15 protein-coding genes are annotated in these 14,915 nt (G+C 31.3%); 14 read left to right on the top strand and 1 reads right to left on the bottom strand.

Annotation, left to right across the window (positions count from 1 at the left end; genetic code table 11):
- Positions 1-42 precede the first annotated feature (42 nt).
- Positions 43-1,338, top strand: a complete 1,296-nt coding sequence (locus NH26_RS21690) for an NCS2 family permease (RefSeq protein ID WP_044220962.1) — start codon at positions 43-45, stop codon at positions 1,336-1,338.
- Between the two features lie 87 nt (positions 1,339-1,425).
- On the opposite strand, the gene NH26_RS21685 is transcribed toward NH26_RS21690, so the two are convergent.
- The gene (locus tag NH26_RS21685; RefSeq protein WP_044220965.1) at positions 1,426-1,881 is read right to left on the bottom strand and encodes a DUF4231 domain-containing protein; all 456 of its coding nucleotides are present in this window, start codon (positions 1,879-1,881) and stop codon (positions 1,426-1,428) included.
- A gap of 185 nt (positions 1,882-2,066) precedes the next feature.
- On the opposite strand from NH26_RS21685, the gene NH26_RS21680 reads away from it, so the two are divergent.
- The 13 genes from NH26_RS21680 (at position 2,067) to NH26_RS21620 (ending at position 14,847) form a co-directional block, all read left to right on the top strand.
- Positions 2,067-2,642 (top strand): TetR/AcrR family transcriptional regulator, encoded by a 576-nt coding sequence (locus NH26_RS21680; protein WP_044220967.1) that lies wholly within the window; start codon positions 2,067-2,069, stop codon positions 2,640-2,642.
- Positions 2,643-2,670: 28 nt separating this feature from the next.
- Complete coding sequence (locus NH26_RS21675) at positions 2,671-3,768, top strand: hypothetical protein (protein ID WP_199880281.1); 1,098 nt, start codon at positions 2,671-2,673, stop codon at positions 3,766-3,768.
- 3 nt (positions 3,769-3,771) lie between these two features.
- A complete protein-coding gene (locus NH26_RS21670) occupies positions 3,772-4,464 on the top strand; it encodes an ABC transporter ATP-binding protein (protein WP_044220973.1) in 693 nt (230 codons plus the stop codon).
- 7 nt (positions 4,465-4,471) lie between these two features.
- A complete protein-coding gene (locus NH26_RS21665) occupies positions 4,472-5,638 on the top strand; it encodes an ABC transporter permease (RefSeq protein ID WP_044220976.1) in 1,167 nt (388 codons plus the stop codon).
- Entirely contained in the window at positions 5,638-6,909 is a 1,272-nt protein-coding gene (locus tag NH26_RS21660) for an ABC transporter permease (protein WP_044220981.1), read from the top strand. Before NH26_RS21665 ends, NH26_RS21660 begins: the two co-directional genes overlap by 1 nt.
- A 41-nt stretch (positions 6,910-6,950) precedes the next feature.
- Positions 6,951-7,682, top strand: coding sequence for an outer membrane lipoprotein-sorting protein (locus NH26_RS21655; protein WP_044221166.1), 732 nt, complete (start codon positions 6,951-6,953; stop codon positions 7,680-7,682).
- 93 nt (positions 7,683-7,775) lie between these two features.
- On the top strand, positions 7,776-8,153 hold the full coding sequence (locus tag NH26_RS21650; protein WP_044220984.1) for a hypothetical protein: 378 nt from the start codon (positions 7,776-7,778) through the stop codon (positions 8,151-8,153).
- 77 nt (positions 8,154-8,230) lie between these two features.
- Positions 8,231-8,680 (top strand): DUF1905 domain-containing protein, encoded by a 450-nt coding sequence (locus tag NH26_RS21645; protein ID WP_044220986.1) that lies wholly within the window; start codon positions 8,231-8,233, stop codon positions 8,678-8,680.
- Between the two features lie 84 nt (positions 8,681-8,764).
- Entirely contained in the window at positions 8,765-9,256 is a 492-nt protein-coding gene (locus NH26_RS21640; protein WP_044220989.1) for a hypothetical protein, read from the top strand.
- A gap of 216 nt (positions 9,257-9,472) precedes the next feature.
- Positions 9,473-10,081, top strand: a complete 609-nt coding sequence (locus tag NH26_RS21635; protein WP_206780205.1) for an SHD1 domain-containing protein — start codon at positions 9,473-9,475, stop codon at positions 10,079-10,081.
- A gap of 79 nt (positions 10,082-10,160) precedes the next feature.
- Positions 10,161-11,264, top strand: a complete 1,104-nt coding sequence (locus NH26_RS21630; protein ID WP_044220994.1) for a vWA domain-containing protein — start codon at positions 10,161-10,163, stop codon at positions 11,262-11,264.
- Between the two features lie 5 nt (positions 11,265-11,269).
- Entirely contained in the window at positions 11,270-12,781 is a 1,512-nt protein-coding gene (locus NH26_RS21625; RefSeq protein ID WP_044220997.1) for a P-loop NTPase family protein, read from the top strand.
- A gap of 257 nt (positions 12,782-13,038) precedes the next feature.
- Positions 13,039-14,847 (top strand): AMP-dependent synthetase/ligase, encoded by a 1,809-nt coding sequence (locus NH26_RS21620; RefSeq protein WP_044221000.1) that lies wholly within the window; start codon positions 13,039-13,041, stop codon positions 14,845-14,847.
- Positions 14,848-14,915 lie beyond the last annotated feature (68 nt).

Here is a 14,915-nt window from a genome sequence, read left to right as displayed (position 1 = left end):
TAGGTTTCGATTGATACCTATTTATACATAAAATATATCAAAATGGAGTTTTTAGATAAAATATTTAAACTAAAAGATAACAATACTACAGTAAGTAAAGAATTCATTGGAGGTTTAACCACTTTTCTTACTATGGCCTATATCATATTCGTTAACCCTGATATCCTAAGTCAGGCTGGAATGGATAAACCCGCTTTATTTTCTGTAACATTAATTGCAGGTATAGTAGGTACTTTATTAGCAGCCTTCTGGGGAAAAATGCCATTCGCCATGGCGCCAGGTATGGGACTTAATGCCTTTTTTACTTATACAATTGTTCTTGGAGCAGGAGTACCTTGGGAAACCGCTTTAGGTATTGTATTTATTTCAGGTGTTGCTTTTGTCATCTTAACATTCTTAGGGGTAAGAGAAAAAGTAGCTAACGCAATTCCTCTATTTCTAAGAATTAGTGTAACTGCCGGTATTGGTTTGTTTATTACTTTTATTGGGATGAGAAATATGGGACTAATTGTAGCTAACCAAGCCACATTAGTTTCTTTAGGTGAATTTACGCCCACTTTAATTATATCTTTAATAGGCTTTTTTGTAATTGCTTATTTGGAACATAAAAAAGTAACAGGTGGTATTTTAATTGGTATTTTATTTATTACCATAACAAGTATCCTTTTTGGTTATGTAAAATTACCAGAAACAATTATCGATACACCTCCATCAATTGCTCCAGTATTCATGAAATTGGATATAATGAGTGCATTGAAATGGACGTTTATTGGTCCAATATTCTCTTTCATGTTTGTTGATTTGTTTGATTCATTATCAACAATCATTGCTTGTTCAAATCAAGCAGGTTTAACTAAGAAAGATGGTTCTGTTCCTCGTTTAGATAAAATATTAGAAGCTGATGCGGCTTCTACAGTAGTAGGTTCTGTTTTGGGTACATCAACTACAACAATATATATAGAATCTGCCTCTGGAATTGCATCTGGTGCAAGAACTGGTTTGGCATCAGTATTTACAGCCTTATTAATGTTTGGTTGTTTATTCTTTGCTCCTGTAGCAGGTATTGTCCCTGCCTACGCTACTGCTCCAGCATTATTAATGGTAGGTGTTTACATGTTCATGAATATCAAAGAAGTAAAATTTGATAGTATGATTACAGCTGTACCCGCCTTTTTAACGATCATTTTAATGCCACTAACCTATTCAATTTCAATGGGGATTACATTTGGATTTATTTCTTATGTACTTTTGATGGTTGTAGGTGGTAAAGGAAAAGAATTACCAGTTACAATGTATGTAATTGGTGCTTTATCAGTACTGAATTTAATTGCAGGTTAATCTGTAAGATTGAATTAAATATATATGTATCACTGAATTACTTGGTGAAAAAAAGCTCAGGTCTTAATTGATCTGAGCTTTTTATTTTTAATCATCTGTTCTTAATTCTTTCCACTTGCTATTACTCTCGTGAACAACTTCTTTATACTGTTGATAAAACTTATTTAAAATTTTATCATTTTCACGATCTTCCTCATTCAACATCTTTAATTCAAATAAGAGTGTACGTAAATGATTTCTAGTTTCGCTGTAATTTACCCACAGTTCTTTATGATTAAAAAAACCATCCCATGCAGCTAATAAGGCACTTAGTGCACTAAAAATAAGTGTTGTACATTTTGCGAATAGATGATAACTTTCTGCTATATCATCTCCAATAGCTACTAAAAAAGTAATACAAGAAGAAGAGAATGCAATACCCATGTAAATCCAAAATGACTTTTGTTTATGTCCATCGCTCCAAACTGCCGTTTTTTCAGACATTTCAAAAATTTCTTGTTTTAGTAATTCGTATTTACTCGAAGAGTCTTTGGTGTTTGCCATTATAAAAAATGAATGTTATAGTAAGTTTTTTCGAAGATAATAATTAATATGAATTCAACTATCAGTTACATCTAAAATTATTATCCCTTTCCGAGGTTATTATTTAAGTACTTTTAAAAAAATAAATGATACATTTAACTCATTTTGTTACTATATTAGTATCATAATTAAATTTTAGTATCATTTTGAAAGTAAAAGAGAAATTAATTCAATCGGCATATTCATTATTTCTACAAAATGGAATTAAGAAAATCAGTATTACTGATATCATTGAAAATGCTGGTGTTTCTAAAATGTCTTTTTACAGGCAGTTCAAAAATAAAGATGCAATTCTATTAGAAGTGCTAATACAATTTTTTGATAGTGGTTTGATGGAATATCAAAAACTTGTTGATAAAAAATTGAGTTTTGTTGATTTTCTGAATGAGATTATTGTCATGAAAATCTATTTCAGTAGGCAAATGAGTAAAGCATTTATGGAAGAAATAATGACAACAGACGATCAAACGGAAGAAATTCAAGACTTCATATTAAATTATCAACAAAAGAGTACTGCTTTATTTATTGACGAAATCTTAAAAGCGAAGGCAAATGGGGAAATTGGAGATGATTATAGTATTGAGTTCCTCATGTATATGATGGGGAAAGCACAAGAGTCGGCATCTGATACTTTCTTTCTAAATACATTTGATAGTTTAGAGGAAGCTGTGAGACAGGTAACAAAATTTTACTTTTTCGGTATTTACGGTCAAAGAAAATAAAATGAAGAAACAACTTACCTTTCTATGCATGATAATTTCATTTTCCGCGTTGGGGCAATCTTCTTTAGATTTTAATGGAATGTTCCAAGGGTTTACAACATATACCAATGAAAGCGACTTAAAGCTTTGGAGTGGTGGACGTTATATACCAGAATTAAAATATGAATATAAAATTGATTCTGTTCAATCCTTTTCTGCGTATGGTTCAGCCAACTTATATGCTGATATTCAATATGCAGGAGGTACAACTATAAATAACGCTTACATTAATCCATATAGAGCATGGGTACGTTATGCTTACCAAAATAGTGAAATTAGAATAGGGCTTCAAAAAATTGATTTTGGCTCAGCTTCAATACTGCGTCCATTACAATGGTTTAATCAAATTGACCCGAGAGACCCATTAGGTTTAACAAATGGGGTATATTCTGCTCTAGGTAAATATTACTTTAAGAATAATGCTAATATTTGGTTGTGGGTACTTTATGGTAATGAAGACAGAAGAGGGTTTGATGTTTTACCATCCGATAAAAAAACTCCTGAATATGGAGGACGTATTCAACTTCCAACACCTAAAGGTGAAATTGCTTTTTCATATCATCACAGAAATGCTATTTATGATAATAGAGATGTGACCCAACCTGAAATAATTAATACAATCGAAAATAAATATGGAATTGATGGTAAATGGGATGTTGGGGTAGGTCTTTGGTTTGAAGGTAGTTATACAAAAACACAAGATCCAATAAGTTTCTTTACACATCAATCATTATTAAATATTGGTACAGATTATACTATACATGGGGTAAATGTTGTGTTAGAACACTTATTTACAAGGTATGGAGAAGAAATTAATAGAGCAGATTACCAAGGTAATACAACTGCTTTATCGTTGAATTATCCTATCTCGTTTTTCGATGGTATTTCTTTAATGGTCTATCAAGATTGGACCAATAACGGTACAGGAGCTTTTGCTTCTTATAATCACGATTTCAACTTATGGACAGGTTATTTTATGATGTATTATAATCCTACCACACAAATCACATCACCAATTGTTAATAACGATCTGAACCAATTTACATCGGGCTTTGGTATACGTTTGATGGCAATTATAAATCATTAAAAAATGAGCACAAACAACTTAATTGAATTACACCAAGTCACTAAAAGGTTCCCAGTTGGAGATGGGGAATTCACAGCTTTAAGTGATATTAATTTATCGTTTTCAAAAGGGGAATTTGCAGGTTTAATAGGTCCTAGTGGTTCTGGAAAAACAACCCTCTTAAACCTTATTGGAGCATTAGATGATTCTACTGAAGGTGAAATTAAAATAAATGGAAAAAACATTGCTAATAATTCGGATGAAGCTTCGGCTCTTTTAAGAAACGAACATATAGGGTTTATTTTCCAGTCCTATAATTTATTACCTGTCTATACTATATATGAGAACGTCGAATTTCCTTTAATTCTTCAAAAAATACCTAAAGAGGATCGAAAGATAATGGTGCTTCAAGCACTTGAATGGGTTGGTTTAAAAGATATTGCCAATAAAAAACCTTCTCAGATTTCAGGTGGTCAAGCACAAAGAGTTGCTATAGCAAGATCAATAGTCAAAAAGCCAGAAATTATCTTAGCCGATGAGCCAACAGCTAATTTGGACTCAGAAAATGCCTATAAAATTATGGATATCCTGAAAAACTTGAATGAAGAATTGGGTATTACCTTTCTCTTTTCATCACATGATTCTAAAGTAATTAAATATCTGAAAAGAGTGATTTCTTTAGAAGATGGAAAAATAATTAATGATGAAGTTAAATAAGTAAGCTATGATACAAGATTTATTACTCAATTTTAAATTGGCTTATAAAAATATCATTAGCGCTGGCTTAAGAACTTGGTTAACAATTACAACTCTAGCTTTTGCCTTTTTATTGATATTATTTTTCAATAGTCTTTATACGGGATGGGAGTACCAAGGTGTAAAAGATCAAATTGATTGGGAATTTGCCGACGGACAAATCATTTACAAAGAATTTGATAAAAACGACCCTTTTACTATTGAAAGTGGGCATCATCAAATGATTAAAAATGAAAATATTGCTCCTGTATTAATCAGACAAGGAAATTTATATCCACAGGGAAGAATGTTACCCATTGCTATCAAAGGTATTCCTGCCAATCAATCCATTGTAAAATTACCTACTCATTTATTTCATGAAAGTAAGGAAGAATTTCCGGTAATCATTGGTGAAGCGATGGCTACAAATAATCATCTTAAAAAAGGTGACAAAATACTTTTACGATGGAAAGATAAAAATGGAACTTTTGATGCAAAACAGATCACAATAGTAGGTATTTTTCATACAAATGTTCCTACTATAGATATGGGACAAATATGGATGGATATTGATTTGTTATGGAAAATGACTGGACTCGAAAAAGAGGCTTCCTATCACATAGTCAAAGGAAATTATAACCACGAATTAAAGAGTCAATGGAGGTTTGAAAGTCAGCAAGATCTTCTTAAAGATTTTATCTCTATGGTAGAAATGAAAAAAGGGTCTTCAGCTTTTTTATATATCATTTTAATGTTCATTGCCTTGATAGCCATTTTTGATTCTCAAGTATTTTCTGTTTTCAAAAGACAGAAAGAAATAGGGACTTATATAGCCTTAGGTTTTACTAAAAAAAGAGTCACTTTATTATTAACCATAGAAGGGGCAATGTATGCTATTCTAGCAACAATTATAGGATCACTCATTAGTATCCCATTAATTTCTTGGTTAGGGGTTGAAGGAGTAACACTATCGAGTAAAGAACAATCTCAACAAATGGGAATTACAATTGGAGAAAAGCTATATCCAATGTTAACTTCTAAACTTTTATTCAGTTCAATATTTTGGATTATTCTATTATCCACAATCGTGAGCTATCTACCTGTTAGAAAAATAGCAAAAATGAATACTGTTGATGCACTAAAAGGGAAAAAATAATGTTAGAATTTTTATTTAAAGGATTAATCCGTGATAAAAGTAGAAGTGTCCTTCCTGTAATTGTTGTGGCACTCGGAGTATCCCTTTCCGTTTTCTTTGTAGGATATATGAAAGGTATGATAGGGGATGTGGTCGATCAAAATGCAAGGTTTAATACAGGGCATGTTAAAGTGATGAGTAGAGCATATGTTCAAAATATCTCTCAAAAACCACTTGATTTATCCTTATTAGATGCTGAGGTATTGATAAAAGATCTCAAACATCAATATCCTGAAATGAATTGGGTGAAACGTATCAATTTTGGAGGAATACTTGATGTACCTGATGAAAATGGACAAACAAAAACACAAGGTATTGCAGGAGGTATAGCCCTTGATTTATCAGAAAATAGTATTGATAAAGAAAGAATGAAATTAGGGAATAACCTTATAAGAGGTACTTTACCTAAAGGAGCTTATCAAATAATTTTGGGTGAAGGCTTAGCTAAAAGGATGAATGTAAACATTGGAGATAAAATCACCTTCTTCGGTTCTACCATGGATGGTGCGATGTCTTTTCAAAATTTCACTTTGGCAGGAACCGTTTCATTTGGTACAAGTGTCTTAGATGATAGAACTTTCATTATTGATATTAATGATGCAGAGCAAGTGCTAGATATGGTGGATGCTGCACAAGAAATTCTAGGTTTTTTACCAAATGATGTTTACGATGAATCAAAAATAGAAACGATAAAAAATGATTTTAATACCAAAATGTCTGTTGAAACAGATGAGTTTACTCCAGAAATTTTAGCATTAAAAGATCAAGCAGGATTACGCTATATGTTGGATATCGCTAATATCTCGACAAGTCTTTTTTCTACGCTATTTATTATTGCTATGTCTATCGTATTATGGAATACCGGTCTTCTTGGAGGTCTTCGCAGGTATACAGAATTTGGGATTCGTATTGCCATGGGAGAATCAAAAAAGGCTATTTATAAGTCGTTAATTTTAGAATCAATAATAATAGGGTTAATAGGTGCTGTGATAGGAACTCTACTCGGACTTGGTCTTACGTATTATTTACAGGAAGTGGGTATTGACATTTCAGATATGATGTCGCAAAACAGTATGATTATTTCAAATGTGATACGCGCAAAAGTGGTCCCTCAACAATTATGGATTGGTTTTATCCCTGGAGTTGTAGCCACACTTTTAGGGGCATTACTTTCTGGTAGAGGTATTTTCAAAAGACAAACCTCTCAATTATTTAATGAATTAGGTGTTTAATTTTTCCGGAAGTTGAAATTATAATGAATCAAAGAGCAAAAATGAAAAATATATTATATATCCTGTCATTATTGGTGTGTACTATTGGATACGCACAAGATCCCAATGCTTTATTGAAAAAAATCGATCAGAATATGTACACCAAAACAAAGGTGTCTACTACAAAAATGATCGTTTACGGTAAACGTAAGACTAAAGAAATTGTCTCAAAGGGATACACAAGAGGCACAAAAGATTCTTTTTCTGAATATTTATCTCCTGCTCGTGAGAAAGGCACAAAAATGTTGAAATTAGATGATAAACTATGGATTTATTCTCCATCATCAGACCGAACTATTCAAATTTCAGGTCACATGCTTCGACAATCAGTGAATGGTTCTGATATGTCTTATGAGGACATGATGCAAGAAAAAAAATTAGTGGATATGTATACCCCAAAGATTACAGGGCAAGAAGAAATGAACGGTGAACAATGCTATATTTTGGAATTAAATGCAAAGACAGAGAATGTGACTTATCAAAAAATAAAAATGTGGGTTGATATCAATCATACTGTTCCCATGAGGCAAGATTTATTCGCAAAGAGTGGTCAGTTACTGAAAACCATAAATATGTCTGACATACGCAAAGTGGGAGATCGATATTACCCATTTAAAATGAACTATAAAGATGTATTGAAAGATGGTAAAGGAACTGATTTTGTTGTTTTAGAAATGGAAAATAATGTCGAAATACCTGATCATATTTTTAATAAAAGCAATCTTAAAAAATAACGTGAATTGAGTATTAACAGTAAGATAACAACAAAGGGTACTTCCTTACCAAAAATTTGAATAACTTGTCATTCAAACGAAACTTTGACTGATATGAATACACTAGAACAAATTCAAATTCTAAATAGTAATGAACAAGAAGTAGACAAAGAATACTTCTTAAAAGAAAGCCATTACGATCTTTTAATGGACCTTTCGGAAGCAGAAACAGACGATGAAGAGGAAGAGTTGTTCGGTAAAATGAAAGAAATACCTCATATCGCGTTAATTTCTTCTATCATTGAACTTTGGGAAAATACAGTAGGAGCCATTGTTATTTCTCAAAATATTAATGAAGGTACTGTTGTTTCAATGGAAGACAAAATGGAATTAGAAGAAGAAGCTTGTGCAGATTTATCTTTCGATTTCACAAGGTTTACCGTGATTATAAACGGTGAGGTTTACAGAGTAAAAATTATTGATCAAGAATAAGTCATTTTCTTAGACTTTTTGATTTTTATAGATTAATAAGCATGTTTGATAAGTAAATTATTAAACATGCTTTTTTTATGATAAAATTAGAAGGGGTTATACAAAAATTTGAAGGTAAAGGAGGTTGGTCGTATGTACTTATCCCAGACATTAAACAAGATAAAACAACACATTTTGGATGGGTTACAGTAAGCGGATCAATTGATGATTACCCATTAAATAAAGTGAAACTAATGCCTCATAAGAATGATGGTTTATTTTTACCCGTTAAAAAAGAGATAAGAAAAAAAATCAAGAAAGAAGAAGGTGATAAGGTATTTATAAAACTATATCTTGATAATAATGAAAAAACAGACCCTTCGTTTTTATTCAATATACTGAATGATATTTCCAATAAGGCTAGTTATAATTTCCAAAACTTACATTACAATAAGCAAAAAGATTATATGCAATGGATATTTGACAGTAGAGATGAAAGTACTCAAGAACAGCGTATTAACCAATTGACCACTATATTAGAATCCTAATTTGTATGTCGAAAATGATATATTTTGATATTTTTTTTTGATAATATTTTTAATTAAATTGTTTTTGAACAACAACATTACATAATGATACGATCCAGAATTTGGCAACCAAAGACCAATGTAACATCACAAACAATTTACAAAGACCACTATTATCTTTCTAATCTAATTGAGAAGAAATGGTTACATAAACTTATTGGTACTTGGGGAAATACGAAGTACATATTTAAGTATACTATCAATTTAAATACTAACATTAAAATTTTTAATGACGAGTATAAAGATATAGGAAAGATCAATATTAATTTTTTAGGAACTGAAGCCAAAATATTTATTGATAATGAAGTATATTATTGGAAAGCTAAAAACATGATTCAAAAAAAATGGCAAATCAGATCCACGAAAGAAGATAAAATTTTAAACGAAAAAGGTCAGTTTTATTCAAATGACCTTCCAAAAGGACATAGAGGTATATTAAATTTATCAGGCCATGCTATACAGCATTTTAATAATTACTATTTATTAAGTGCTTCCAGTTTTGTACTTACCTCCTTACTGTTTTTTTACTTTGTGTAAGCATTGTTAAAAGCCTTTTATACAACTCTTAAAAAAATAAAATTAACCTATCTAATCATTTTTATTGTATCCTTTGAATTAAAAATTGTACGATTCTTGTGAAATGTACTTTATTCTACAAATTATTCTTGTTATAGGTTAACTTTATGACTGTACTTTAAATGTCATTCCCCTTAAAACTTTTTTCTTTAAATGTACCAACTAATATTTCTGTTTTTGATATTAACATTAAGTAATTCTGTTTTAGCAAATTCACAAAAACAATCTATAGATGATTATAGATTATGGGCCTTAAATATTGAACAAGCCAATGTTAATGCCATGTATTTAACAAGTTCAGATGATAATGTCTACTTGGAAAAAGTGGATGGAACCATTGTTAAATACCCTATTTACCACTTTTCTTACCAAGACATACAACTAATCAGAGCAAAAAGTAAGTTGATGGCAGAAAAGAAGGCTAAAATGTTTAATCACATCATACAATCTAAGTGGTTATTGATTTTTGCAATTAGTATAATGTTGTTATCGATGGTTTTTATGTATCATAGTAGCCAAAAATATGACCGATATTTTAAAGTTATTTTTGCCATAAGTACCATAATTTTATTTGTTGGAAGCACATCATCATATGTCAATAATTTTGACACAATATTTAATTACCATACTAATATTTCCAACAAATCAACTATTAATAAAGAACTGCAAGAAATCTTTAAACCTAAGACTAAAGTCAGAGAGACCACTAAATCAAACGACGAAGATATTTACCCATTTAAACTTGAATCGGCCACAAGTATATTTACTACCGTGAATAATAAATAATCCATTAATCTTCGAAATCATAGAACAATTTAATAAGGAATGTGTTATTTTGAGTATATCTTAAAACCACATTGCTCTTATGATAGGCTATAGATTTACAGACTATACACCCCCAAAAAAAACAACTGAAGGTGATGTTTTTTCAGAACTCCTAAAAATTTTCATGGAGTTAATTAACATCACAGGAGGTAATGTTTCCGAAACCATGATTTGGATGAATAATATTGATAAAAAATACAATATTACTTCAGACAAATATGGAATGGGTGATTTTTACAATGACCTTAAAGAAAAGGGCTACATTCAAGAAAACAATCAGGATGGAAAACCTAGTATCACCGCCAAAAGTGAACAAAAAATTCGTCAATCAGCTTTAGAAGAAATTTTCGGAAAACTTAAAAGAGGTAGTAAAGGAAACCACAAAACTAAGTTTACAGGCACACAAGGTGATGAAATGACCTCTGATAAAAGATCTTTTGAGTTTGGTGATGCTCTAGGTCAGATTTCTATGACTGATTCCTTAAGAAATGCTCAAATAAATCATGGTATTGATACATTTAATATCAGAGAGAGTGATTTAGAAGTAATCGAAAAGGAGCATAGAACACAAACTTCTACCGTTCTCATGATCGATATATCTCATTCAATGATATTGTATGGAGAGGATAGAATAACACCTGCCAAAAAAGTGGCTATGGCTCTGGCCGAAATGATAAAAAGAAAGTACAAAAAAGACACCCTAGATATCATTGTTTTTGGTAACGATGCATGGCAGATAAAAATCAAGGATTTACCCTATTTACAAGTCGGACCTTATCATACCAATACAGTTGCAGGTTTAGAACTTGCGATGGATTTATTACGTCGAAGAAAAAATGCAAACAAACAGATATTTATGATTACAGATGGAAAACCATCGTGTCTTAAAGAAGCTGGAGGGTATTATAAAAACAGTTTTGGTTTAGATAGAAAAATTGTAAATAAGTGTCTAACGTTAGCCGCTCAATGCAAAAGACTACGTATTCCTATTACCACATTTATGATTGCCTCAGACCCATATTTACAAGAATTCATTCAAGAATTTACTGAAACTAATAACGGCAATGCCTATTTCAGTGGTTTACAAGGGCTAGGTGATATGATTTTTGAAGATTACTCAAGAAATAAAAAGAAACGATTATAACAACTATGAATTATTCTCAACTTTCAAAAGAAGAAAAATTAAACATTCAAAACTTAGGTCAGCTGAAAGCATCAGGGTATGTTTCGCGCTCTGTTAAAGACGAATTAAGAGATAATTTAATTCAAAAACTTAAAAATAAAGAAAACCCTTTTCCAGAAATATGGGGTTATGAAGACACTGTCATACCAGAATTAGAAAGAGCCATTTTGTCTAAACATAATATTAATTTATTAGGTTTAAGAGGTCAAGCAAAAACTAGAATTGCTCGATTAATGATTCATCTTTTAGATGATATTATTCCAGTCATTAAAGGTTCTGAATTAAATGATGATCCCTTATCACCTTTATCATATTATGGAAAAAATCTCATTGAAAATAAAGGAGATGAAACACCTATTGAGTGGTGGTCAAAAGAGGATAGATTTACAGAAAAATTAGCAACACCAGATGTTTCAGTAGCAGATTTAGTAGGTGATATTGATCCAATTAAAGCCGCTACTAATAAATTAAGTTATTCTGATGAAAGGGTAATACATTATGGTTTAATACCAAGATCTCATAGGTCTATATTTGTCATCAATGAATTGCCAGATTTACAACCTAGAATACAAGTTGCTCTATTCAATATTTTACAAGAAGGAGATATCCAAATTAGAGGTTTTAAATTAAGGTTACCACTAGATATTCAATTTGTATTTACAGCAAACCCAGAAGATTACACCAATAGGGGCAGTATCGTAACTCCACTTAAAGATAGAATTGAATCGCAAATCATCACTCATTATCCAAAGGAAATTGAAGTGGCGAAAAAAATCACTCTACAAGAAGCTAATATTAAAGAAGAACAATCAGCTGCCATAGTATCAAATACGCTGGCTGATAACCTTATTGAGCAAGTAGCATTTGAAGCAAGAGAAAGTGAATTTGTAGACGAGAAAAGTGGTGTTTCAGCTCGTCTGACAATTTCTGCAATGGAAAATCTATATTCTTCTGCTGAACGAAGAATGTTAGTCAACCAAGAAGAGAAAACTTACATAAGAGTTTCTGATTTAATGGGTACTATTCCTGCTATAACAGGTAAAATAGAATTGGTTTATGAAGGTGAACAAGAAGGAGCTGGAGAAGTTGCTCAAAGTTTAATAAGTAAAGCCATTCGAAGTCAGTTTATCAAGATATACCCATCACCAGAGAAAGTAAGAAAGGATGATGACAACCCTTATCAATATATTCTGGAATGGTTTGGAAATGGTCATAACATAGATCTATTAAATGATGCTTCTATTAAAATATACCAAAATACTTTAGACCAAATCCCTACATTAAGGGCTTTAGTAGAAAAGTTAAATACAGATTTGATGGAAGAAGAAATCTTCTATCATATGGAATTTGTATTGCATGGGTTAGCTGAATTTAGTCAGTTAAGTAAACATGCTATCGCTTCTAAAACATCTTTTTCTGATCTATTGTCTGGCATGATGAATTTTAGTGCTTCAGATTTTGATGATGATGAAGAATAATAACTTCACTTAGAAATAAATTCAAAAAATAGGTGTCAAGAGGATAAATTCTCTTGACACCTATTTTATTTATATTCACACAATAATTAAGTGATTAATGAGTTTTTTATAAGATAAATACATGACTTTCACAGTTGTTGAAAAATTTTAGTATTCTTTAAACGTTATTCTGTCACATAAATCTATATTTGCGTGTTATAAAACTGTTGATTCATGTCTTCAATATAAATAGAAACAAACAACTTAATATATATTTAATGTCACATACATCACACTTAGTACATAATTTAAGAAACCAAGTTCAGAAACAAGGTAATAAAGATGCTGCTAGATTTCGTGTTGCCGATAATCTGTGGGAGAGTATCTCATGGACTGATTTTGGTCATGAGATCGATCTTGTATCAAAGTCGTTATTAGCTAACGGAATTGGTGTTCAGGATAAAGTAGGTATCTATGCTCAAAATATGCCTTTCTGGACTGTTGCAGATTTTGCAACGCAACAAATTAGAGGTGTGGCAGTCTCAATCTATGCAACAAGTACATCACATCAAGCTGCTTACATCATTAATGATGCTCAAATAAAGGTATTATTTGTTGGTGATCAAGAACAATATGATAATGCTATAGAAGTGTTCGATAGATGTGAATCTCTAACAACTATCGTAGCGATGAAAAAAGAGCTACACCTTCGTCATCACAAAGCAGGTATTCATTGGATTGACTTTACCGAACAAGGTGGTAAAGCTGAAAAAGAGGAGATGATGCAAAGAATTGAAGATGCTAACATGGAAGATTTAGTAACTTTAATTTATACCTCTGGTACTACAGGTGAACCTAAAGGAGTGATGCTAGATTATGTGAACTTCATTTCACAATTTGAAGCACATTCAGAATTAGTAGACTTCACAGAAAAGGATGTCAACCTAAGCTTTTTACCATTATCCCATGTTTTCGAAAGAACTTGGTCGATGTATGTTTTTTATAACGGTGCTACTAACTGTTATTTGGAAGATGTAAAATTGATTAAAGAAGCATTAGTAGAAGCAAAACCACATGTTATGTGTGCTGTTCCTCGTTTCTATGAAAAAATATTTTCTGCAATCCATGATAAAGTTGCGAAAGCAAGTCCATCTAAAAAGAAATTATTCCATTGGGCAGTAGGTATGGGCAAAAAAGCCTTTGATGCAAAACAAGAAGGAAAAACTCTAGGTGGATTTGATAAGATGAAATTTAATCTTGCTACAAAATTAGTTTTAGGTAAATTCCAAAAACTATTAGGTGGAAATATTAAATTCATGCCTGCAGGTGGAGCTAAATTAGATCCAGAAATTGGTGCTTTTTTCCATTCAATAGGTATTCCTATCATTCTTGGTTATGGTTTAACAGAAACAAATGCCACTGTTTCAGCATGGCACATCAATCAAAAATTTTATACTGAAACAATCGGTACAACAATGCCGGGTTGTGAAATTAAAATTGATGATAAAACAGGAGAAATTCTTGTTAAATCTAAAGTTGTGATGAAAGGTTATTACAACAAACCTGAAGAAACAGCAAAATCATTTGATGAGAACGGGTTCTTTAAAACAGGAGACAAAGGAGAATTCGATGAAAAAGGTAATTTATTGATTACTGACCGTATCAAAGAATTAATGAAAACGTCTAATGGTAAATACATTGCACCTCAACTTGTTGAAGGAAAAATTGGTAAAGACCATTTTGTGGAACAAATAGCAACAATTGCTGATGCTAGAAATTTTGTGTCTGCTCTAATCGTTCCAACTTTTGAAACGTTAGAAGTGTATGCACAAGAAAACGATATAGCTTATTCTTCAAAAGAAGATTTGATTAAAAACTCTCAAATCATCAGAATGTATGAAGCTCGTATTGAAAAAGCACAGCACGATTTAGCTAATTTTGAAAAGGTGAAAAAATTCACTTTACTTTCTAAGGAGTTCTCACAAGAACTTGGTGAGATGACGCCAACTCTTAAGTTGAAAAGAAAGGTAATCAATAAAAATTATGAAGCTGAAATCAATGAGATGTATTCAGTTGCTCATAAATAATTAGTCAAAAATTGGTGATTTAGTTTGAAATTAATTTTAAACTAAATCACTATATAATATTGAAGAGA

The sequence above is a fragment of the Flammeovirga pacifica genome, assembly GCF_000807855.2.
GTDB lineage: Bacteria > Bacteroidota > Bacteroidia > Cytophagales > Flammeovirgaceae > Flammeovirga > Flammeovirga pacifica.
The sequence above is the reverse complement of the archived record's forward strand: the minus strand, read 5'-3'. Positions and strand labels throughout refer to the sequence as shown.